We start from the raw sequence: 21,941 nt of genomic DNA, 5'->3' as shown, positions 1-21,941 counted from the left end.
CGCGGTAGGGCGCCACGCCAGCGGTGGGTGCGGTATCCGGGGTAGCGGAAGCGGACATCGAAGAGACCTGGCAACGAGCAGCGATGCAGTGGCGAAAGTGGCGTCACAGCGGTGCCGTCAACGCCATGGCGAGTAAACGATAATACGTTTCATTCGCCATTTGCTGCCAGTCTCTTCTTTCTTACCAGGCGATGATCGCGATCACCACCAGCGCGAACAGTGCCCACTTGATGGCGTAGTAGAGCGTTTTGTTGCGCTTCTTCAGCGCCTTGCCCTGGCGGCGTACCGCGTAGAGATACTTGAAGGCGCGGTTGAGACCGCCGGTGCGGTCGCTGTCATCGTTGGGCGAGCTGGCGGCAGCCAGCGTGCGCCCGACGAAGCGGTTGAGACGCCGCGCCCAGCCATACTTCATCGGCCGCTCGATATCGCAGAAAAAAGAATCAGGCGGTCCTGATCCGAGCCGTTCTCCGCCCGGTGCAGGTAGGTCTCATCGAACATCACCGCCTCACCGTCGCGCCAGCTGTACTTCTCGCCGTCGACATCGATATAGCAGCGGTCGTCGTTGGGCGTCACCAGACCCAGGTGGTAGCGCAGCGAACCGGCGTAGGGGTCGCGGTGCAGGGTCAGATGGCTGCCGGCGGGCAGTTCGGCGAACATCGCCGCCTTGACGTTGGGAATGCCGGCGAGCAGCTCGGTGGTACGCGGGCAGAGCTGGCGCGCGGAAGGGTGGCTCTCGCCGTACCACTTGAGATAGAAGCGCTTCCAGCCGCGGCGGAAGAAGGAGTTGAAGCCGGCATCGTCGTAGCGCGAGGAGGCCTTGATATGGTCCTGCAGCGCTATCGCCTCGTCACGAATCTCCTGCCAGTTGCCGGTCAGACGCTCCAGCTCCGGGTAGTTGCCGAGATCGTGATAGGGCTGGTCCTTGTCGCGACCGAAGAGGGTCATCAGCGCATTGATCGGCGCCATGAAGGTCGAGTGGTCGGAGATCTGACGCAGCGGCCGATGGCGCACTCGACCCCGATAGTGGGTATAGAGCACGCTGGCAATGAACAGCAGGATGAGTATCCACTTGATCATGGAGAGTCCGTTTCCATAGGGAGAGTGTGAGGGATGGGTGCCGGGTGCGAGTGTCGGAAGAATCGCAGGGGCCCGTCAGGGAAAAAAACCGTTTGTCTGCTCACGATTGTCGCGGAATCGTGACCAGGGTCAAGTGATAGCCATCCACCCGTGCTACCTGGCCGCTGAGTCTACGCCCCGCCGGCCACTGCGGTGACAGCGTCTTGCCCAGCTCCAGCGCGACCGCGCCGGAAGCGGGCTGCCACTCGACCAGACGGGCATGGGGAAAGTAGAAACGCTGGCGCACCAGCGGATAGAGCGCCTTGAACAGGCTCTCCTTGAGCGAGAACACCTGGGTCACGAAGGCCGCCTGCTGCGCCGGCGGCAGGCTTGTTAGCCACTCGCGCTCGCTCTCCACCAGAATCTGCGGCGCCAGGCGCAGCGCGCGGGCCGGGTCGAGTTCGCCCTCGGCATCCAGGCCGATACCGGCAAGGCGCGAGCGTTCCGCCACTACGCTCGCTGCCAACCCCTGGCTATGGGTGATCGAGCCCACGCAGCCCGCGGGCCACAGCGGCAGGCGTTCGCTATCCGTCTCCGGCGTGGTGGGCGTGCCGGTTAGCGCGCCCAGCGCCTGCCGCGCGCACAAACGCCCGGCCAGATACTCGGCGCGGCGCTTGGTGGCCGCACTGGCCAGGCGCTCGGGCAGGGTTACCTGCCACACTGAGAGGTCCGCCGCGCTCAACGCATCGACAGCGAAGTGGAGCCGGGCACACTGCACCCCCGCGAGCGGTTGCGGCCAGGGCCAGGCGGTGCTTTCACCCTGGCAACCCGGCGGCAGCGTATCAGATGAAGCGCTCGTGCTCACGGGCGCATCGGCGCCCATCCCCGGGCTCATACCGGCAGGCCCACTCATGAATCAGCGGTCGACCAGCAGGGCATCGAGCGTGACCGGCACTTCATCGCCGATCTGCTGATAGCCCAGCAGCGAGAGGATCGTGCGCACGGTGCCGTTCTTCATCAGCTGCTTGCCATCCAGCGACACCGGCTCGGCGTTGCGCACTCGGACCCGATCCTCGGCCTCGCGGGTGAAGCGCACCGGCAGGCGCTCCTGGCGCTGCTCGCCGTTGGCATCGGTGCGCAGCTTGAGCACCTCGACGGTGGACTGCCCCACGCGCAGCGAGTTGATGCGCTCCGGCGGTAGCTGGGTCACCACCGTAACCAGGGTGGAATTGGTCAGCGACGACATCCACGGCGGCAGCTGGCCCAGCCGATCCAGCAGATCGGTCTGGTTGAGCCGCACCGGCAGGCGCAGGGTGCCATCCGCGCTGATCTCGCCCTCCATGCGCTGAAGCGCGTGCTGATGGGGGATCCGCTGGCCGCTGCTGGTGATCTCGGTGACCTCCGCGGTGACCTTTGAGTGGCTGGGGTCCATCTGCCACGCCGCCTGCGCCACACCGCCGAACGCCGAGGCGGCACCCAGCAGTAAGACGCCGGCGACGCGGCGTAAAAGCGTATTCGATGACATGGTGTCCTCCCTGGACAGAGACGAGCGGGGCAACGTCTGGTCTGCGCCCCCGGCTTTGGGTATCATACGGCTCCCGCGTTTCCGGGCCTATAGCTCAGTTGGTTAGAGCAGGGGACTCATAATCCCTTGGTCGTAGGTTCAAGTCCTACTGGGCCCACCATTCCCTAAGCCACACCATGACTGGCCAGAGGCTACCCGAGGCGACCTAAGGAGTCACGGGCCCTGTAACACTCTCTGTGACACTTTTGAGCGAGAGATGTTAGTCCCTCTGCCGACGCGCCCCCGTCTGGCATAGGCTATGCTGAAACCTCCACCAGCTCGGAATAGGAGGCACAGTGTGATAGCCCGAACCTCACACCCGATTGAAGAGTCCGCCAGAGGCCCTGTCGAACAGCACCTGGAAAAGGTTCTCGTGGGAAAACTGATGGGAGTGCATCTGGACTACGCGCTGGCTTTACTGATGCCTTTCAAGCTCGTAGTCCTAGAACACATCGGCGGCCTTCGCCCAGTTTGGGTCACCGTTGAAACAGAGAACGAGAAGCGCTCTTGGAGCCCTAGCAGCTACGAGAAGGATGCCAAAGAGGTCTTGAGCCAATTTGGTCTATCGGTTGGCCAGGGGCAATTGCGTGGGGCGCTTGAGAATGTTTTGAAAAGTCAAGTAGGGCCAGCAGTAGACATACCTATCCTGACTAGTCCTGATGTGGCTAGCATCTATTCCGATGAAGCCACGCGCTGACCCCAAACGGCACGCCGTAGCCCTCTGTCTCCCAATATGGCGAATCGATGTGGAACAGGGTGGTGCGGTCGTGCCGAGTGATGCGCAGGTGGTGGGCGGACATCCTTCCCTGCAAGCAGGTGGGTTGTGGCAGGCTATTGAAATTGGTCAAGAAGCGCTCGCCAGCGCATATCTAGAATTCAAAAATTGAGCATTAGTTCTCTCAGGGGATCTATGTAGGAGCGGCTCTCCCATAGCCCCCATGGCCCCCGTCGCGCTGCTGGCTCAGTGGGGCTTTTCTGGGCGTTTTGGCGCCTGAGGCGTGCGCAGGTACAGGCCACATGTTTGTCGCTGCGAGGCGGGTAGGTAGGGCCTCTAGAGCGCTCAGGTAGTCCTGTGGGAGCTGCGTGGTGCCGGTCATATGTCCATCGCCTGCCATGTTAACTCGTACTCCCGATGGCCGGAGACGACCATTGCCTTGTGCACCTAGTGCTGCTGCTTCTCCCGACGACACTTTGCAAGATGGTGGAGCGCAGGTGGTAAGTTGCCTAGGAGCCTCTCTACGCCCTGACCCGCCTGGTCCCGGGTGATAGCGGGGCGGGGTTCCGGGGGCAGGAGGCCATCAGGGGCCTGAGCTGCGAGAAGATGTGGCGCCCCAAGCTGTACCCCCCGTTCGATGGGAGAAGATTTTGAGCTGTTGAATATGCCGAGAAGTGATCTCTTAAAACCCGCAGCATCATTGGTCCTGACAATACCCGACACTATATGAAGGAAAGAGGCGCACAGGATGTCCAGGAAGCCCGCTTTACAGCGGCAATCCCGGTAGCCTAGTCAGCCAGGAAGCATCGCTACCATTCCCCAACACCTTTCACCTTGTGAAAGAGAATGGGAAGTACAGGAAGTCATAGGACGTCCCGTCTACGACGGAAGGTCAAAAGCAGAAAGGAATAACAGGATAGGTCCGCGTGTCTGCGTTGGAGCGCTAGCGACCGCAGGACTACCAGACAGCATAGGACGTTCCGTCGAAGACGGGGAGCCCGGGTAGGTGGGGTTTTTGTTTCGTTAGCATGCTAGTTTTATTGGAGGCTAAGTGCTGTCTGCCTTCCTTGTAAGGCGCTCAGAAGACGCTGGGCCTCTCTGCTGGGCTCTAGATCATGAGTAGAGCCTTGGATGGTGGCATCGTGAAATGCCTGAGCGCCTCTTGCGGCGGTTATATGCTACCTCGCATCAACTCCGCTCTGATCTGCCATCTTCATGGCTCGCTGTACCGTGCTCGGGCTGCATTTCAGCAGTTCGGCAGTCTTGCGCACGCTGAACCCACGGTCACGCAACTCTCGTATCTTCTGGTGCTGCTCCTCGTCTACGGGACGCCCCTTATATTCCCCGCGCTCCTTGGCTTTGCGGATACCCTCAGCCTGACGCCTACGGCGGTCGTCGTAGTCCTTGCGTGACACAGCGGCCAGCATGTCTAAGAGCATATCATTCACTGCCCCTAGCATTCGTCCCGTGAACTCGTCATCCGGGCTGGTAGTCATTGCCGCGTGGCTGGTAGGCAGGTCGAGTGAGACAATGCGTATACCCGCTGACTTGATAGCGGCTTTCAGGCTGTCCCAGTCCTTCTGAGTTAGGCGGGTGAGTCGGTCCACTTGCTCGATTAGCAGGATGTCCCCCTGTTTGGCATCGGCCAGCAGGCGCTCCAGCTCTGTACGTCTCACAGAGGCGCCGCTGGCGTTCTCTACGTACCAAGCGACCACATCCCTACCTCTCTCCTCGGCAAAGCTCTGGAGGGCCTCCTGGGCTCGTGTAGCGTTCTGGTCGTCTGTGGAAGCCCGGAGGTAGCCCCGGATGTAGCTCTGCTTCATTCTATCTGCTCCTTTGTGCTCGTTTGGCTGTGTTCATTATTGGTGTGATCGTATGAGTGGTCAAGAGGTGTTTACGGGTACGGGTGGGTGAGGGGTTGCCTGTACTCGCTGAGGTATACCCTGGGATACAGGGCCGGGGGTGGGATTATTCATGACTGTGACGTATCTTCGAGAGGAACCCGCGATTTCGAGAGTCTCCTCATGGCGTCAGTCTTCTTCTCTTACTGTCACACCGACGAAGCCTTGCGGGACAAGCTGGAGGCTCACTTATCTGTCCTGAAGCGAGAGGGGGCCATCGACGCTTGGCATGATCGGCGGATCGAGGCAGGAGATGACTTGAACGGAGAGATAAGCGCTTACCTTGAGGCTGCTGACATCATCCTGCTCCTCGTAAGCTCCGACTTCCTCAACTCCGCCTATTGCATGGATGTCGAGCTTGCGCGAGCGCTGGAGCGACATAAGCAGGGCGTTGCGAAGGTGATACCGATCATCTTGCGTCCCTGCGACTGGACTCCAGTTCTGGGCAACCTGAGAGCTACGCCGAGAGACGGCAAGCCGGTAACGCGATGGCCGGACGTAGACGAAGCTCTACTAGATGTCACCCAAGACATTCGAAAGGCTGTGCGTCGAATAGGGGGCAGCGGCAATCCTTCAACTGCTGCACCAGAGGAGGTGTCGGCAGGGTGGGAGGCCCAGCCTCCGCAAGTCACAGCTCCCAGGTCAAGCAACCTCCGGGTGGCAAAGCGCTTCACCGACAGGGACAAAGACCGGTTCCGCATCGAGTCTTTTGAGTACATGTCACGCTTCTTTGAGGCATCTCTGGAGGAACTGGCTAAGAGGAACCCTGGCATCGAAGGGGACTTTCGTCAGATTGACGCAAATCGTTTCACAGCTGCGTTGTACAGAGATGGCGTGGAGGAGAACCGTTGCACCGTCTCTCTGCTCGATCAAGGATTAGGTGGTGGGATCGCATACTCCAAGGGCTACCCGCCCTCGGCTCAGGGATTTCATTCAACGAGAGTCTACGCGTTGAAGCTGATGAACACTCTCTCTATCTGCGCTGCCTAATGGCTATCAACTTTCGAGGCACGCAGGAGAACCAAGATTCCAAACTCACTGCCGAAGGTGCGTCGGAGCTTTATTGGGGCATATTCATAGAGCCGCTACAGCGTTGAAAGGGGCAAGCATTGCTACGGGTCGCTGTGCTGAGTCTATGCGCGCGTAGCCAGCATGCTCAGGACGAGCTGCCAGAGCAACGAGGGTAGAGCGGCCCCGCCTATCTGTCTTTCCCTCCGCTCCAACATCTCTCTCTTGAGCTTGCTAGGCTATCTAGCTCACCTGCCTCTTCTGGGCCCATCCTGTGATTACCCAGCTATCCGCATCCTGGGCTGCCGGGTGTGCTCGGGCTACTTCTGAGCCTGTTTGCTTTGCTGCTGGGTCCTAGCCATTAGTCTACAAATGTAGACCGACAACCCCGAAGACCGAGCCCTTGTCTTATCCCGACACTATACGAGGAAAGGCCTGCATGGGCCTACGTACGAACAGAGAGCCCTTTTCGACATATGGGCTCTCGTAGTCATCTTGGATATGAACTGCGAGGTTTTTCATGAATCACGAGATCAGACTGATAAGCCCGGATGGGGCACTCTGGGTTTTTACGAAGCAGCGACTGGCAGCGGCGGCAACGGGGTTATCACAAGGCTCCATCAGTCAGCTAGTAAATAGTGTGGTAAGGCAGGCAAAGGGGTGGAGGAAGGCCACTCCCGAGTTGGAAAAAGCACGGACCCCATTCCCGGTCCAGCCGGGGTGTGGTGTGTCTCGGCAGCAGTGGGCCGCGTGGCACTCCAAAGACAGGAGTAACAACACTACCGGGTATCGTGGTGTCTCAAGGAAAGGGGGGCAACATAATAAGCCTTTTACAGCAGTCATCCGTGTGCAAGGGAGGTCCTACTACCTAGGCAGCTACCAGACCGCGGAGGAGGCCCATACGGCTTACCAGAGGGCTAGAACCCGGTACTACACTGTCTGATTAGCAATGCCAGTTATTGCTCACGTCCTCGAATTAGGCGGCCAGGGTGTGACCGCCAAAATAGATCATCATGCAAATGCGTAAGTGCTTTCTAGGACATCGAGTAGATCCAGCGTGCCCACCATGGGCACCTCCTGTTCCAGTTCAGAGTCCAAGTAAGATTGGACCTCATCCTTGAACGCCCCGAGTTGGTCGTCCATGTAGAGCTCAACGAACTCCCGCCGCAAGCAACTGCGCAGCGTATCCGTGTTCCCCGCATGAGTGCCGAAGGAGTCGTGAATTACTGCGATGTCCTGGATGCCGTTGCCCGTGAAGGCGTTCACAGAGCGGATCAGGTGTGACGCATCCATGCTGTGCACGAAGTTAGGTGCGCTGCTGGACTGCATCTTGATGCTGTCGATCTCCTCCGTTTGCTCGTTAAGCTGGATGCGAATGCCGCCAAAGAGGGCTGTCTCGACCCGCACGGACCGGGACTTATAGATCGCTTGCTCCACGATGAACCCCGTGGGTGTAGTCCATACCAGTGGCTTGCCTTCGTGCGAGCACTGCTTAGCGATGGACTGGATCATAGCCATGCCGTTGCGGGCGGCGACTACCACATCTCCGATTGAATCCCACAGGACCTTGGTGAGTAGGGCCAGAGCGTCCAACAAGGGCAGCTCAGAGGCGTTGTCGCCAAAGGGGTGTGCTGGCATGGGGGGAGTCCCCGCGGCCCGTACACGCTTCTCCTCGGCGGCCCTGAGTCTCCCTCGTGTGGTCCTGGATGGACTCGCGGCAGGTGATGAGTGTGCTTCCGTCATTCGTGTTCAGGCGCGCGCGCTAGACGCACCCCGCCCCTTCCCGCAATCCTTAGCGGGCATTCCTAGGGCTGGCATGTTGCCATGCAGACAGACTATATCATGCGGACACAGGTCCGCCCGGCGCTCCCCGCGCTTGCGGGTACTCTACTCCCTCCGCATTAGCGGGTTTCGATAGTCGTTGCACCTCTGACAGTCGGGAAGATTTCTTACTTGAACGCCAATTCAAGATGACCAATATCGCTATTGCTTAGGTAGCGTCGGTCAAGGCTCTTCCGATCCGGTCAGCTTGGCTCAGGATTACCCAGCGCCAACTGGGCTTTCCCTGAGTTCACGGGTTTTACTTCCGCTAGGGAGTCAACGGAAGGGTCATGACTGGCTTCTTGCAGAGCTTACGATCCACCCCGAAGTCAGCCACGCCTGCGCCATCCGGCGCAACTTACTCGAACAGACCTCCTTCTTACCTGAAGTGATTGACATCTCCCGACTTCCATCAGCAATGCTTGCCAGCACCTCTCGCACCACCGAGGCAACGTCCCCGTAGACATCGTTCGGCTTCTCGCTGTCACATAGGTTCACAGAGGTTCCGCCGCGCCGGTCCCGGAGCATCGCGCTGTAGTGCTGGATACCGGAGCACGAGCCGTCCATCGCGACTGGGATACGGGACTCGAAAGCGCTTGCAGGTTTGCCGTCTGCAACGTGGTCCAGCATGTCCGACCACTCGTAGCACCACGCCAGGAACTGCCAAGGCTTGTCCGCGGTTGTCCAGTCCCGGAAGGTCAGCGGGTCCGCTACGATGTCCTTGATGGTCTCCCGCATGTCCTCTTCGATGAACTGCACGCGCTCGTCGAAGGACACCTTGTCGTTGCCCCACACCCCGGCCCGTGCACAGCCAGCCAGTACCGGCCCCTGTCGCCCAGCGCAATGCTTTGGCGAAGTGAACCATGGCCTTCTGCATGTCCCCGCCCTGCGGCCCCACGAGAGAGCTGCGGCAGTAGACCCGACCGCGGCTATCAAGCGTGTAGACGAAGTACAGCGCGGGGTAGATTGAGAAGCGCTTAGCCTGGGCCAGCACCCGCCGCACCTCGTCCACTTGTGCGCAGCGCTTGCGCTCCTTGCGGTAGACCTCTCGGGTCTCAGCCTTCCAGCGCTTGAAGTCAGCGAGTTGTGCATCCGTCAGCGCCTCGCGCAGCTCAGGGCCACGCAACCCCCGGAACTCCGCGGGGACAGGGGCAAGCTCAGGCTCGAACGGCTCCCGCTGAGGCATGCCTAGCGCCAAGTCCCGGGCCTGGATGCGCTCGGCCACGGCTAGCACAGCTTGGTTGATCTTCCACGGGACCCGCTGGAGGGCATTCGCGGCCTCGTAGACCTCGGGCATTTGCTGGCGCGTCAGGAGGTCGAGATGCTTACGGCGGCGAACCTTCACGAACGGCAGGGTTCGGGCAATCTCCCGGGTGAAGTAGCCGCCACGCTTGGGCCCCTCCCAGTCCCTGGGTGGCACCACGCAGGGCATGTAGTCCGGGTGCAGATGTGACATGAAGTCGCTGTACTGGTTGATCCACGCCTTGATAGTGGGCCCCAGCTCGATGCGGTACGGGCTGCGCCGGGTCTCCTGAATGCGCAGGAACACGGGCTGATCGTCATAGGCCAGGGACTTCTCCGCGATCTCGATCACAAGAGCCCCAACCCGAGCTGGTCCTTCTTGGGCCAGTCCACCCAGCGAGACAGGTCGTTCACATACTCGGGGCGTACCTCGTCAGCAACCTTGCCCTCAGTGTTGGCGAGCACGTTTCGCTGGTGCTGATAGCTCTTGCTGTGAGCCTTGCGCAGGGACTCCCGGATGCGTTGGACGTACCGCGGGGCTGTGTCCTCCAGCTTCGCAAAGCGGATTTGGTCCTCGTACTTTCGACCCATGCGGATGGCAACGCTTTGGATGGACTCCCCAGTATGCACCGCCTCGAAGAGGGATTTGATACCGATGAAGGCACCCTGAAGCGGATCAGTCAGCCTCAGGTGCTGCAATGCTTTGGTGCTACGCCCTGGCTTGCCGTCGTAGTGGTCCAGATATGCCTGGATCCCTGTGCCATGGGGTGCACAAACTCCCGCATTAGCCGCGTGTTGTAGCTCGTGGCGCTGGCGTCCCCGCTCTCGATAGCTCGTTGCTGGGCGCGCTGGAAGCGTGCGACGCCGCAGTCGTGCATCCCTTTCAAGCTCAGCCTGCTCGACGTGCAGGCGCTCGCGGTTCCAGTATCCTGTCGTTAGCATGTTCTATCCGTTGTCCTGTTATGGAATGTCGTGAAGCTCACGCATGATTACAAGTTTTTCTTGTAATTTGAAGCGGAACTTACGATTATTCATAAATGGATAGATCAGCTAATGTGGGGGATGTTTTTACTTGTTTTTATGCCTGAGGTCTCTATAAAGGCCGATTGTTGCATAAGAAATTCTATTACTTGTAGACATGTTTGTCCCTATTTCAAAGTCGCTATTGTCTGATGCAAGCGACAGCGATAGACGGCTCTCTACTAGATCAGCACCAGGGTCTACAAAGAGAGTATCGCCGCACTCGATGCTGCACTCAGGGAAGTCCCGCTCGACTATGATGGCGAAAGTCCGCTCGGAGCAAGGGGAGGGGCAGTAGACCCTAGGTGTCTCCACGTTGCTCATGCATGCCTTGAACGCATCAAGTATCTGGTGGGTTCTCAATAGCGGTACTGTTTGCATGTTGCCGCGTGTCGTTTCCTCGTCCTTTGCCCTGCCTAAAAATAGCCACTCTTCTGGAGTTTCGAGAATTGCTGCTAATTCTTTGATCCGTTTAGCGCGAGGGGTTGTAGCGCGCTCTCCCGTACTCTCCCAAAGCTGTACAGACTGTTGCCTTACACCCAGCCGGCGAGCTAGTTCAGATTGGCTAAGCCCGCTGGCCTCACGCGCATGTCTAAGTCGGTTAGCAAAATTCATCATGAGAACCTTTTGAGAAAGGAGAGAGGTTACAAGCTGTATCCGCGAGAAGCCATCGTCTGAGCCGCTCTCGCAATGATTGCCGCCACTATATGAGGAATAGTGCAGTTCGAATGCTACTCATCGCGAGACCTTACCAAGGAGGCTAAATGGCGGAACTGATCCCAAGTTTGAACCCTGACGGCATCGGAGCGGACCAAGACATCCGAGAAACCAACCGTCAGGCAGCGGCAGTGCAAGCGGAGCAGGAAGCCAGTGCCCCCTCATTCGGGGATACATGGCGGGCGGCAACAGATCGCAACTTCGCCTACAAGGCCCTGGACCGCATCCAGGAGCGTGATAGTCGCCCTGTGGACCCCAACTACCGGGTCGACCCTGATCGCATCAAAAGCCTCGCCAAGGACTATAGCGAGCGCGAGCTGGAGATGGTGGCATCCGCGGTCTCGGAGGACGATTTCGAGAAGCGTCAAGCTGCCATCCGAGAGGCTCGCAAGAATCAGGAGACCATATCTCAGGCTGGCCTGTCTGGGTTCGGGGCGGAGATCGCTGCCAGCCTGATCGACCCCACGATGATCCCGCTCATGCTTTCAACTGGAGGCGGTGCGGCAGCATCCAAGGTTGGCCTGCTGGCACGTGCGGCCCGTGGGTTCGGGGCGGGTGCCGCTATCAGCGGTGGGATCGAGACCACCCTGATGGAGGCAGACACCACCAAGGACTGGTCTGACGTTCTCCTGGCCACTGTTACAGGCGGAGTGGTGTCTGGCGCAGTCCCCGTGGCCCTGGCCCCATTCCAGAGGGCATCGCGGGGAGGGGCGGACATCCAGCCCACCGTCCGGGATGCGGAGACGTGGGATGCGGCCAAGGCCGTGGATGCAGACCTGCGTCAAGCCGGGGTGGACGCTCGGGAGTCGGGGCTTGCTGACGACTTGCAGGGGCTGGTGGACAACACCGTCCTCACCTCTCGGGATTCTCGGCAATCTCTGGTGGAGGAGCTGACTCCGCTGGCCGAGCAGCGCTTGAGCCGAGGCGCGCGAGAGGCGGACACCGCCCGCATCAAGACCTTGGAGTATCAGATCGAGAAGGCGAGGGCCGAAGCCAAGGCTGCGGAGTCCCCCGTCAACATCGGTATGACCAACAAGGCCCGCAAGGCCAATGCAGCGGAGAACGCGGCGGCTCGTGCGGACACGGAAGCGCGAGTAAAGCCCCTGCAAGACGAGATAGACAGCCTGCGGGCCAAGGCTGACGAGGATGCCAAGTACCAAGAGGCGTGGAAGGACATTTCCCGCCTGAATAACGGGATCATCCCCGAGCGCCTGAAGCAGCGATTCGAGGAGCTGGAGGCCGCCCGCAGGGGTCCCGTGGCTGAGGCGGAGCGACGGGTGGCCAAGGAGAAGGCAGACGCGGGACGGGCTCAGGCCCAAGAGGTTCAGCCCGAGTCTACAAATGTAGACGCAGGGGCAGGCCAGCCTGCACAGCCCAGCACGGTAGGTGCCGCCCAGGTCCAAGGGGCGCAGTTCGCTGACGAAATGCACCTCGTGAACGAGGCAGGCCCAGGCTGGGATGCTATCTATGATGGCGTCCGCCTTGCCGAACGGGCACCCGCCAACTGGCAGAACTACCTGCTGGGCAGCAGGCACACCCGGGACTACCTCCAGAGCACCTACAGCACCTTGATCAGGCCCCGAGCAACCTGATCCGTGGGCTCAACATCAAGCTCAATGCCAACCCCAGGCGGGTCTCAAAGGACATATCCCCGCCTCTCACTATCAGGACATGTTCATGCGCCGGGCTATCAACGCCGAGGGTAGCAGGGAGCGCGATGCTGTCCTGGAGTTCGCCAAGTCCCGTGGCATCCCGGGGTGGAAGATGGAGCTGGGTATCGCCAAGGAGCGCCAGGAGTTCGACAACCTCGTGGTCCTGCACATGCGGGGCAAGGTCACGAGCAACGACCCGGCCATCCAGAAGGCGTCCAAGGCCCGAGCTGACATGCTCAAGCAGTCGGTCATGGACCGTAAGGGTTCCGGGGTATATGGGTTCGAAGAGGTCACGCATGACGACCGCTACTTCCCGTTCATCCTGGAAACCACCAAGATGCAGGCGGCCTACCGCAAGCATGGGGAGAAGGCCGTCGAGGACCTCCTGACGGGTGCGTACCAGCGAGGCAAGGTCAAACTCAGCGAGAAGGCCGCTCGGTTGATCGCGAGGGCCCAGATGCGCCGTACCCTGGATAAGGGCCTGAGCAGCCAGACCGGCATCCGCAACATCTTCAGCGAGCCAAATCGGGAGTTCCTCGGCAAGGAGCTGAAAGCCGCGGGGATGAGCCCTGAAGCGGTCAACTCCATGCTGGACGACATGGCTGACGTGTCCCTGCACGAGAGCATCTCCAAGCGCGCCAAGTTCAGCCTGGGGGCCAGTATCTCGCACAGCGAGGGTCAGCTCCGCATGGTCGACCTGCTGAACACCTCCCAGGACGTGGTGATGAACTACGCGAGGGAAGGGGCGGGGGAGTCCGCCCTGGCCAAGCAGGGGTTCAAGACCCGCGCACAGGCAGACGAGGCTATCGACGAAGCCGTCGCTGAGGCGAGAAACCTCATCCAGAACCAGCTCGCGGATGCCAAGAAGGCCGGAGATGCGGATGAGGTCAATCGTCTGGCGCGGTTGGTCGGTGACTCCAACGACGGTCGAATCCAGCAGTACGCCGAGATGCTGCACGACTCCATTCGGCTGCTCATGGGTGAGACCCTGGACACCAACTTCAGCCCCTGGGCTCAGAGCGCAATCCGGCTCTCCCGGGCGGCACGTAAGGCCACAGGCATCCTGCGCCTGGGTTGGAACGGGGCAGCGTCAATCCCTGAGGCTTCTAACGCCCTCGTGACATTCGGGCTGCGCAAGACCCTAAAGAATGTCCCCGCCACGAAGTGGTTCCAGGTGGGCAGGCTCAAGGAAGACCCGAAGCTGGAGGCCATGTACCGCATTATGGGCGCCTATGGGCACAAGGAGAACTACTTCGCCTCCAAGAACTACATGGCGGCGAACATGGGGGAGGACGCACAGTCTCGTCTGGAGCGCATCTACAACAATGGTGCGGGCTACATCCAGGACAAGAACATGCTCCTCTCCGGGTTCCGCACCGTGCAGTCAGGTTCTGAGGAGCTTGCCCAGCGCGCGATGCTCGACCAGATCCTCCAGGCCGCCGAGGGCAAGCTCAAGTTCGACAGCAAGGACCTGCAAATCTGGCGGGAGGCGGGGCTCAGCGATGAGGAGTTCCACGAGGTGCTGGATTACATCCGGGCGAACCCCGAGCACGTGGACGTGGATGGCAAGCAGGTGCGCGTGTTCTCCGCGGACAGCATGAACCCCGAGCTGAGAGACAAGCTGGGCGCCGCTATGACCGCGATCCTGGGCAGGCAAATGCAACGGAACTTCATCGGGGAGACCAGCGTTTGGAGCAACAAGGAGCTGGGCAAGCTGATTACCCAGTTCCGCACGTTCTCTCTCGTCAGCCTGGAGAAGCAGTTAGCCTACGGCCTGCGGGGCAACCACCTCGTCCTGGCGCAGAAGCTGATGTGGTCTACCGCCCTGGCGTATCTGGCCTACAACGGGCGCATCTACATGCAATCCAAGCTCAAGGACGACCCGGAGCAGTACATTCAGGACAGCACTGAAGGCGCGGCTGGCTTGATTGGTGTGCTCAACATGAACAATGTCTACGGCGGTTTTGGCATCCCTCTAGATGGTTTGGCTACAGTAAATACGATGCCTGAATCATGGATGACAGGAGGCGCTAGTGGCGGGTGGGGCTTCCGGGGTTATGGGGTGGATTCCATCCCGGCTGTCGGGGTTGTGGCAGACGCTCAGGGCTTGACTACCGCATCTGTTGGGGCACTAAAGGGCCTACTCTCTGGGGAGGGCGTCGAGCATGAAGACGCCGAGAAGATCGGCAAGAAGCTGCGCAGGCTATTACCGCTGGCCAACACGGCAGCAGTTGGTGCTGCGTTATCCGTGATTAACTGAATGCCTAAACAGAGCACCACAATTGGTGCTCTGTCTTTTTGCTGAAGAGTTTGTAGCTATCCGGGCGCGCTATGCCTGATCGTCCAGATAGCGCAGCCTGATGTCCACACCTCGCATGACACCATCCAGCCACTCTCCCCAAAGACGCATAGCAATCCGCTTCTCTCTCAGATAATCGTATCGGTCATAATGCTTACCAGAAACATCCTGGACTGCATGGCCGTGCAATCTGTCCCTGTCAAACCTCGATACTTGCAATTCACCAAGCACAGTCTTTGCCGTCCTCCTGACCCAGCTGGTCTGCCACTCTACACCGTGCCTTTTCCTGAAGTCGTCGACCAGTGCGGACTGGCTGCATAGAAGCATTGGCTTGCGGTAATCCTTCCGATTCGGGAATAGGAGTTCTGTCTGGCGCATGTGAGCCAGTTCAATTAAGGGTTTTAGAACTTGCACCGCCTGATCGTTTAGCGGAACGATGTGCGGCTTCTTCGCTTTCATGGCGCTAGCTGGTATGTCCATGAGCCTGCGATCCAAGTGCACATCGCGGACTCTAAGCTTTAGAAGGGAGGTGATGCGCTGTCCTGCCGTCGCGATCACGAGATGTACTAGCGGGACTGCATTCCACACGCGCTCCCGCATCTTTGGCATCTCTACCCAGGCAAGGCGGAATGCCTCCGGGCTCAATAGCCCTTCACCTACGCTTTCCCATTGCCCCTGGCGGGGTATGCTAGACACGGGGTTATAGCCCAGACCAAACCCCGCAGAGCGCTTAACTTTTGGGTCGTTCTCCGCGGTCAGGCCGAACTGATATGCCGCATGCAGCCAAGACCTTAGTCGGTTGACCTGAACTTTGGACCCTTTTTGGATGTGGTAAGCCAGAACGTCGACCAGCTCCTTAGTCGTAACCTCTCTCGCTGGTGTGTTCCAAAGCGAGGGGAACGGGAATTTGATACCCCGTTCTAGCCTCCCCGCAGCCTCTGACCAGGACACTCGACCACGCAGCCTCATGTCAATGCAGTAGGCATCGCAAAGATCTCCAAGCGTCCCGTAGGCGCGCTCAGTGTCAAGCCCTTGGCCGTCGTAAGGGCTCTTCTTCATTTCCTCCCTGAAGGCTTGTCTGGCGATCTCTAGGGACATTCCTGGCCAGTCACCCAGCTTCTTCCAACGCCAACGCCCAAGAACCCTACGCCGGACCCTGAATTCCTTGTTACCGGAAGGGCGGACGGTGAGGTACAGGCGGCCAGTCCCATGGTCCCTCGTATTGTCGGAACGGTTCTGCTCTCGTCCTGTGCGTTTCAAGTCTCGAATCAATTTTTCTGTCAGCATGCCTGTTCTCGTGACACATGTTGTGACACATTCGCCCTCTGGTAGCCGGAGGGCGGCTCAGGTCATGGTGATAACTCCAAGGAAATCAGTGGGCTGTAAGATTATGATTTTACTGCAATTCCTCATAATCCCTTGGTCGTAGGTTCAAGTCCTACTGGGCCCACCACAGTTTCCCGTATTTCAGGTCTTCTCCAGACCGCTTCAGGGCATGAGAGCCTGCCTTCAAACTGCCTGTGCCCAAGCACTAGCCTCCCCAACTGATGCGTTTCGCACGCTCGACCCCGCGATTGGCGCTATGCCGTGCTGCCCGCGCAGATGAACGGCGTGCCGGGCCGATCTCTTGGGCAACGCCCGGGCGGTTCGGTTCATTGGGGCCGCACGAAGGCCGATGCTGACCTGGCCGATGGGGAAGACGTCAGGAACAAGGGATTATAAGTCCCCTGCGTCTATAGGTGGACCTTGAGCCCCGCACACGATTTTTACCCCTGCGTATATCGCGCAGGGCATCAGCGTGCATAATCGTTACATTCGAATGTGATGAATCATGGCCGAGCCATTTAGGGAAGGGGGCAGTACAGGGATATGCTGGTCTACAACGCCACCAAACAGCAGTTCATCGATGATGTGCGCGCCAATGTCATAGCTGACACTATCAATAACGAGGTGTCTCGCCGGCTGAACCTAAATTCAAAGCGTAGTGAGGTGCTGTCCTGGGAAAACTCGCTGCGCTTCATGATGAGCGTCCTGCTCGATGAAGGTATCCCTGCCTCGGCGGGCGTGGCGATCGAGTACAACATCCCGTTGAGCAATCGGCGTGTCGACTTCATTCTCACGGGTAAGAGCTCCCAGCGGGCCGATACCGCAGTCATCATCGAGCTGAAGCAGTGGCAATCGGCTGAGGTGACGAAAAAGGACGCCATCGTGAAAACGTGGCTGAACGGTGGCGTGCGTGAGACCAATCATCCCTCGTATCAGGCGTGGTCTTACGCAGACCTCATCAATGACTACAACGAGACGGTGCGGTCGGAGTCGATCCAACTGATGCCCTGCGCCTACCTGCACAACATGAAGCAGGGAGACGCCATCAATCATGCCTTCTACTCCCATCACACCGGTCGAGCGCCTGTATTCATCTCGCCGGATGCCCTGAAGCTCTCGGCATTTCTCAGCCAGCACATCAAATACGGCGATAGCGACAACATCATGTATCGCATCGAGCACGGGGTGATCAAGCCGAGCAAGAACCTTGCGGATGCCCTGGCCTCGATGATGGATGGTAACGCCGAGTTTTTGATGATCGACGAACAGAAACTGGTCTATGAAACAGCACTCGATCTCGCCCATCGGGTGGCCAAGGGCGGCAAGCAGTGTCTGATCGTCAAGGGCGGCCCGGGCACCGGCAAGTCGGTGGTCGCGATCAACCTGCTGGTGGAGCTGACGAAGCGTGAGATGATGACGCAATACGTCTCGCGCAATTCGGCTCCGCGCGAAGTGTTCAAGAAGCGGCTTACCGGCACGCGCAAGAAGACCCATATCGACAATCTGTTCAAGGGCTCGGGCAGCTACGTCAACGCCGAGCCGGATACCTTCCACGCGCTGATCGTTGACGAGGCACATCGCCTGAACGAAAAGTCCGGCATGTATCAGAACCTGGGCGAGAGCCAGATCAAGGAGATCATCGTCGCGTCACGGCTCTCGATCTTCTTCATCGACGAAGCGCAGCGTGTGACGTTGAAAGACGTGGGTACGGTCGAGGAGGTTCGGCGGCGGGCAGCGGAGTGCGGCGCCGAGGTCAGTGAGCTGGAGCTGGCCTCGCAGTTCCGCTGCAACGGCTCGGATGGCTATCTGGCCTGGCTGGATCATGCGCTGCAGATCCGTACCACGGCCAACACCGACCTGGAGGACATCGACTACGACTTCCAGGTATTCGATGACCCGAGCGCCCTGCGCCGCGCGATTCTCGACAAGAACCGCAAGGCCAACAAGGCGCGCATGGTCGCCGGTTACTGCTGGCCGTGGGCGAGCAAGAAAGACAAGCACGCCATGGACATCGTCTTCCCCGAGTACGGCTTTGCGGCCCAGTGGAATCTCGATGACGACGGCATGCTATGGGCAATTGCCGATGCCTCTGTCGAGCAGGTGGGCTGTATTCACACCTGCCAGGGGCTCGAATTCGACTATGTTGGCGTCATCATCGGGAACGACTTCGTCATTCGCGACGGGCGGGTGGTGACGGACGCGGCCAAGCGCGCCAGCCAGGATCGCTCGGTGCACGGCTACAAGACGCTGCTCAAGCAGGAACCGGATCACGCCCGCAAGCTGGCGGATCAGATCATCAAGAACACCTACCGAACGCTGATGACGCGGGGCCAGAAGGGCTGCTATGTCTATGCCACGGACCCCGAAACCCGAGAATATTTCGCGGCCTTTGCACGCGACTCCGCCGGGCAAGGTGAGGATACCGCGCTGGAAGAAGCGCTGGATGGCTTGCACCTGCCTATCGTGACGCGCGAAGACGCCGAGCCGTTCGAGCGTCATGTGCCCGTCTATGACTTGAGCATTGCCGCCGGTCAGTTCAGCGAAATGCAGATCGCCGACGCCGAACACTGGATCGAGCTGCCGGAGCATCTACGCATGAGTCCCGACCTCTTCGTCAGTCGGGTGGTGGGGGAGTCGATGAACCGGCGTATACCCAATGGCGCCTGGTGCCTGTTCCGTGCCAATCCTGGCGGCACGCGGCAGGGCAAGGTCGTAGTGGTCCAGCATCGCTCAATCGAAGACCCGGATTACGGCGGTAGCTTCACGATCAAGCTCTATCAGAGCGAGAAGATCGAGGCGTACGGCGAGTACGTGAACCAGCGTATCGTGCTCAAGCCCCAGACCAACGCCTTCGGCTACAAGGATATCGTGCTCGAGGATGAGCTCGAGGACCTGAAGGTCATCGGCGAATTCCTCTCCGTACTGTAAGCGAGCGGACGGCCCGATGGCGGCCTATGCCGATGCCGGCTGGATAGCGAGCGGCAGAGCAGGCATGCTCGAAGCCATTCGATACCACAGAACCAGGTGATCCCTTCATGTCAGACCCATTCAAGCAGCTCCGTGATGCCCTGGACCAGTTCGCCAGCGAGCGCGACTGGGACCAGTTCCACTCGCCCAAGAACCTGGCCATGGCGCTGACGGTAGAGGCTGCCGAGCTGCAGGAGTGCTTCCAGTGGCTGACCGAGGCGCAGTCCAGGGAGCTGGATGAGCCGCAACTAGCCGCCGTGCGCGATGAAATTGCCGATGTTCAGCTCTACCTGATCCGGCTGGCGGGCAAGCTGGACGTGGATATTGAAGCGGCATGCCAGGAGAAGATGGAGAAGAATGCGGAGAAATATCCCGCCGACCAAGTGAAGGGAAGTGCGAAAAAGTACACGCACTATCAGGATTGACGTGATGTGTGGCCGCTTTGTCCCCCTGCAGCCGCCTTCTCAGCCTGGCCTCGTCCCTCAAGCTTCCTCCCACTAAGTTGGGGCTCAAACAGAGTCGGAGACTCAGCCTGCGGTTTAAATTCTGTTCTATAAGCGGCCATGAATGGCGATTTTGGGCTTGAAGATAAACCAATGTGGTTTATCTTCACTCTGAAGACGGAATTTTAGGCCGCTTTTTCACGTGAAAATAAACCAGCTGCTGCACAAGATCCCGTATGGCGCCGTCGTGACGACTGCCTGGCTGGCCTCTCACGGTGTCACCTCGGATCAGGCGCGTAAGCTGGCCAGCAGTGGCTGGCTGCAACGCGTGGGGTACGGCGCCTACTGCCAAGCGGGGGAGCCTCTTACCTGGGAGAGCGCTGTTTTCGCCTTACAGGAGAGCGACGACACGGGCTTACCACCGCTTTGGCCGGGTGGCCAGACGGCCCTGGCACTGCATGGCTTTGCCCACTATCTGCCCATGGGGGAGAGCACAACGCACCTGTATGGCAAGAAAGCCGTTCGGCTGCCCCGGTGGTTGAGTGATGCCGATTGGGTAGGGGCGGATGGTGCTTCACTCTGAAAAGGGTCTGCCAGTGCAGCTTCCCGGTAGCTTCACTGACTACGCGACGGATAGCAGGGCCTTCAGCTTGCAGGTATCGACCCCCGAACGAGCGGTCCTGGAGTGGATCGCCGTGACGCCGAACGAGCTGCTGTTCAACAGTGAGCTGGTCGACACCTTCGGTGGGCTCAATACGCTGCGTCCACGCCGGCTGCAGGCATTGCTGGAGGGGTGCCGTTCGGTGAGAACCAAGCGTGCCTTCCTGGTGCTGGCTCGCCATGCTGGGCATGCCTGGTACGGTCGTCTGGAACCTCGTCGACTGGATCTCGGCAAGGGCAAGCGGCAGCTCTGCCAGGGCGGCAAGCTGGACAGGGAATATCACGTGACGGTGCCGGAGGCGTTCCTGCATGCCGATTGAAGCTCACTACCACGAACAGGTCAGGCTGTTGGTCTCGCTTCTGCCTTTCCTCAATGACGAGCCGTGCTTCGCCCTGAAGGGCGGTACGGCCATCAACCTCTTCGTGCAGCCATTACCCCGCCTTTCGGTCGACATCGACCTGGCCTACTTGCCGCTGGCGCCCGTGACGAGGCATTGCGACGCTGTCGCGAGGCGCTGCAGCGACTGGCAGAGTCTTTCAGCGCCCGACTGCCAGGTGTGAAGGCCGAGCTTCGGGATAATCGCCGGACGATCTGAGGATCCTGGTGCGTCGAGGTCGCAGCCAGGTGAAGGTAGAGGTATCGCCGGTGCTGCGTGGCACTCTGCACCCGCCCCAGGAGCGCGATGTCGTGGAAGCCGTGGAAGACGATTACGGCTTCGCTGCGGTGCGGGTGGTGTCACTGCCGGACCTATATGGTGGCAAGATCTGTGCCGCGCTGGATCGCCAGCACCCCCGGGATCTCTTCGATGTAAAGTTGCTTCTGAACCAGGGCGGCCTGGATCGAAGCGTATTCGAAGGCTTCCTGGTCTATCTGCTGGGGCATCCGAGGCCCTTGAACGAAGTGATCAACCCGCGACTGAAGCCCCTGGAAAACGTCTACCAGCAGGAGTTTGTCGGGATGGCCAGGGTTGACCTTCCTTTGCAGGAGTTGGAGAGCGTCCGCGATGAGCTGCTGTCGCGGCTGGGGCAGCTAATGACCGATGAGGATGTTCGCTTCCTGATGTCCTTCAAGCAGGGGGCGCCTGACTGGGCGCTGCTTCCGCTGCCGGGTGTTGATCGGCTGCCTGCAGTGCGCTGGAAGCTCGCCAACATCCATAAGATGCATCCGGACAAGCATCGTCAATCACTGGAGCTGTTGGAGCAAGCCTTGGGCATGCTTCGCGAATAACGGCTGGTGCCCTGATGGTTCAGCGGCCTAAGTAGACTTCTCCTCTTATCCCTGAAGCGCTAGGCTGTTACGCAAGATTACGCTAGGCGCAGGGGGTGACATGGTGAACAGCGGGGAAGCTCTGTTCCAGCGGGACATCATCGAGGCCATAACGGCCTATGGCTGGGAGTACGTCAGCTGGCTGGAATTGCCCCACTATCGCCTCATCAAGCGTGAGGAAGAATGCTTGCGCCTGGAAGTGGCCAGGTAGGGCTACGCCTACCTCAGTCAGCGATGTCCGCTCAGGCAAGCCCCACGACCCCGAGAAGCAGCGCATGGCCGA

At 59.7% G+C, this 21,941-nt stretch carries 21 protein-coding genes, 1 tRNA gene and 1 pseudogene; 12 read left to right on the top strand and 11 right to left on the bottom strand.

Annotated elements, in window-relative coordinates; all coding sequences use genetic code 11:
• Window positions 1–181: 181 nt before the first annotated feature.
• From CN538_RS21620 to CN538_RS01335, 4 genes are all read right to left on the bottom strand, one after another.
• The gene (locus CN538_RS21620; RefSeq protein ID WP_242495462.1) at window positions 182–412 is read right to left on the bottom strand and encodes an aspartyl/asparaginyl beta-hydroxylase domain-containing protein; all 231 of its coding nucleotides are present in this window, start codon (window positions 410–412) and stop codon (window positions 182–184) included.
• Complete coding sequence (locus CN538_RS01345) at window positions 409–1,077, bottom strand: aspartyl/asparaginyl beta-hydroxylase domain-containing protein (RefSeq protein WP_242495461.1); 669 nt, start codon at window positions 1,075–1,077, stop codon at window positions 409–411. Before CN538_RS01345 ends, CN538_RS21620 begins: the two co-directional genes overlap by 4 nt.
• Before the next feature lie 100 nt (window positions 1,078–1,177).
• Window positions 1,178–1,777 carry a 4'-phosphopantetheinyl transferase family protein gene (locus CN538_RS01340; protein WP_164999474.1) on the bottom strand — a complete coding sequence of 200 codons (600 nt, stop codon included), beginning with the start codon at window positions 1,775–1,777 and terminating at the stop codon, window positions 1,178–1,180.
• A 195-nt stretch (window positions 1,778–1,972) separates the two neighbouring features.
• A complete protein-coding gene (locus CN538_RS01335) occupies window positions 1,973–2,581 on the bottom strand; it encodes a hypothetical protein (protein WP_242495460.1) in 609 nt (202 codons plus the stop codon).
• 83 nt (window positions 2,582–2,664) lie between these two features.
• Between CN538_RS01335 and CN538_RS01330 the strand changes: the two genes are divergently transcribed.
• The 3 genes from CN538_RS01330 to CN538_RS20130 all read left to right on the top strand — a co-directional run bounded on the left by CN538_RS01330 (window position 2,665) and on the right by CN538_RS20130 (window position 3,507).
• Window positions 2,665–2,741: transfer RNA gene (locus tag CN538_RS01330), tRNA-Ile, on the top strand.
• Window positions 2,742–2,993: 252 nt separating this feature from the next.
• Window positions 2,994–3,317 carry a hypothetical protein gene (locus CN538_RS20135; protein ID WP_164999473.1) on the top strand — a complete coding sequence of 108 codons (324 nt, stop codon included), beginning with the start codon at window positions 2,994–2,996 and terminating at the stop codon, window positions 3,315–3,317.
• Between the two features lie 49 nt (window positions 3,318–3,366).
• Window positions 3,367–3,507, top strand: coding sequence for a hypothetical protein (locus CN538_RS20130; RefSeq protein ID WP_164999472.1), 141 nt, complete (start codon window positions 3,367–3,369; stop codon window positions 3,505–3,507).
• A gap of 1,006 nt (window positions 3,508–4,513) precedes the next feature.
• Here CN538_RS20130 and CN538_RS01320 read toward each other — a convergent pair.
• Window positions 4,514–5,158, bottom strand: a complete 645-nt coding sequence (locus CN538_RS01320) for a recombinase family protein (RefSeq protein WP_106418306.1) — start codon at window positions 5,156–5,158, stop codon at window positions 4,514–4,516.
• Between the two features lie 201 nt (window positions 5,159–5,359).
• On the opposite strand from CN538_RS01320, the gene CN538_RS01315 reads away from it, so the two are divergent.
• Entirely contained in the window at window positions 5,360–6,226 is an 867-nt protein-coding gene (locus tag CN538_RS01315; RefSeq protein ID WP_207233583.1) for a toll/interleukin-1 receptor domain-containing protein, read from the top strand.
• 1,029 nt (window positions 6,227–7,255) lie between these two features.
• On the opposite strand, the gene CN538_RS01310 is transcribed toward CN538_RS01315, so the two are convergent.
• The 5 genes and pseudogenes from CN538_RS01310 to CN538_RS25810 all read right to left on the bottom strand — a co-directional run bounded on the left by CN538_RS01310 (window position 7,256) and on the right by CN538_RS25810 (window position 10,942).
• Window positions 7,256–7,882, bottom strand: a complete 627-nt coding sequence (locus tag CN538_RS01310; RefSeq protein ID WP_164999471.1) for a DNA-directed RNA polymerase — start codon at window positions 7,880–7,882, stop codon at window positions 7,256–7,258.
• 471 nt (window positions 7,883–8,353) lie between these two features.
• Window positions 8,354–8,860 carry a DNA-directed RNA polymerase gene (locus tag CN538_RS21615; RefSeq protein WP_242495459.1) on the bottom strand — a complete coding sequence of 169 codons (507 nt, stop codon included), beginning with the start codon at window positions 8,858–8,860 and terminating at the stop codon, window positions 8,354–8,356.
• Between the two features lie 478 nt (window positions 8,861–9,338).
• Window positions 9,339–9,659: pseudogene (locus CN538_RS25815) on the bottom strand (hypothetical protein); the annotation flags it as partial.
• Window positions 9,656–10,249 (bottom strand): hypothetical protein, encoded by a 594-nt coding sequence (locus CN538_RS19685; protein ID WP_129591268.1) that lies wholly within the window; start codon window positions 10,247–10,249, stop codon window positions 9,656–9,658. The pseudogene CN538_RS25815 and the gene CN538_RS19685, both read right to left, overlap by 4 nt.
• Window positions 10,250–10,375: 126 nt before the next feature.
• Window positions 10,376–10,942: a helix-turn-helix transcriptional regulator gene (locus CN538_RS25810; protein ID WP_207233582.1), complete on the bottom strand. Its 567-nt coding sequence runs from the start codon at window positions 10,940–10,942 to the stop codon at window positions 10,376–10,378.
• A gap of 149 nt (window positions 10,943–11,091) precedes the next feature.
• Between CN538_RS25810 and CN538_RS01290 the strand changes: the two genes are divergently transcribed.
• Together CN538_RS01290 and CN538_RS01285 are read left to right on the top strand one after the other, a co-directional pair.
• Window positions 11,092–12,636 (top strand): hypothetical protein, encoded by a 1,545-nt coding sequence (locus CN538_RS01290; protein WP_106418301.1) that lies wholly within the window; start codon window positions 11,092–11,094, stop codon window positions 12,634–12,636.
• An 85-nt stretch (window positions 12,637–12,721) separates the two neighbouring features.
• The gene (locus CN538_RS01285; protein WP_129591267.1) at window positions 12,722–14,956 is read left to right on the top strand and encodes a hypothetical protein; all 2,235 of its coding nucleotides are present in this window, start codon (window positions 12,722–12,724) and stop codon (window positions 14,954–14,956) included.
• A gap of 69 nt (window positions 14,957–15,025) precedes the next feature.
• On the opposite strand, the gene CN538_RS01280 is transcribed toward CN538_RS01285, so the two are convergent.
• Window positions 15,026–16,282, bottom strand: coding sequence for a tyrosine-type recombinase/integrase (locus tag CN538_RS01280; RefSeq protein WP_106418299.1), 1,257 nt, complete (start codon window positions 16,280–16,282; stop codon window positions 15,026–15,028).
• Window positions 16,283–16,984: 702 nt separating this feature from the next.
• Here CN538_RS01280 and CN538_RS01275 point away from each other — a divergent pair.
• From CN538_RS01275 to CN538_RS24745, 6 genes are all read left to right on the top strand, one after another.
• Window positions 16,985–19,249, top strand: a complete 2,265-nt coding sequence (locus tag CN538_RS01275) for a DNA/RNA helicase domain-containing protein (RefSeq protein ID WP_242495458.1) — start codon at window positions 16,985–16,987, stop codon at window positions 19,247–19,249.
• Between the two features lie 107 nt (window positions 19,250–19,356).
• Window positions 19,357–19,713: a nucleotide pyrophosphohydrolase gene (locus CN538_RS01270; protein WP_106418297.1), complete on the top strand. Its 357-nt coding sequence runs from the start codon at window positions 19,357–19,359 to the stop codon at window positions 19,711–19,713.
• A gap of 220 nt (window positions 19,714–19,933) precedes the next feature.
• The gene (locus CN538_RS21610; protein WP_340638212.1) at window positions 19,934–20,314 is read left to right on the top strand and encodes an AbiEi antitoxin N-terminal domain-containing protein; all 381 of its coding nucleotides are present in this window, start codon (window positions 19,934–19,936) and stop codon (window positions 20,312–20,314) included.
• Window positions 20,315–20,426: 112 nt separating this feature from the next.
• A complete protein-coding gene (locus tag CN538_RS21605; protein ID WP_479725159.1) occupies window positions 20,427–20,711 on the top strand; it encodes a type IV toxin-antitoxin system AbiEi family antitoxin domain-containing protein in 285 nt (94 codons plus the stop codon).
• Window positions 20,701–20,952 carry a nucleotidyl transferase AbiEii/AbiGii toxin family protein gene (locus tag CN538_RS26625; RefSeq protein ID WP_277985073.1) on the top strand — a complete coding sequence of 84 codons (252 nt, stop codon included), beginning with the start codon at window positions 20,701–20,703 and terminating at the stop codon, window positions 20,950–20,952. The genes CN538_RS21605 and CN538_RS26625 overlap by 11 nt, the downstream gene beginning before the upstream one ends.
• Before the next feature lie 43 nt (window positions 20,953–20,995).
• A complete protein-coding gene (locus CN538_RS24745; RefSeq protein WP_479725158.1) occupies window positions 20,996–21,619 on the top strand; it encodes a nucleotidyl transferase AbiEii/AbiGii toxin family protein in 624 nt (207 codons plus the stop codon).
• The last annotated feature ends 322 nt before the right edge of the window (window positions 21,620–21,941 follow it).

The organism is Salinicola tamaricis, from assembly GCF_003006155.1.
Lineage (GTDB): Bacteria > Pseudomonadota > Gammaproteobacteria > Pseudomonadales > Halomonadaceae > Salinicola > Salinicola tamaricis.
The sequence above is the reverse complement of the archived record's forward strand: the minus strand, read 5'-3'. Positions and strand labels throughout refer to the sequence as shown.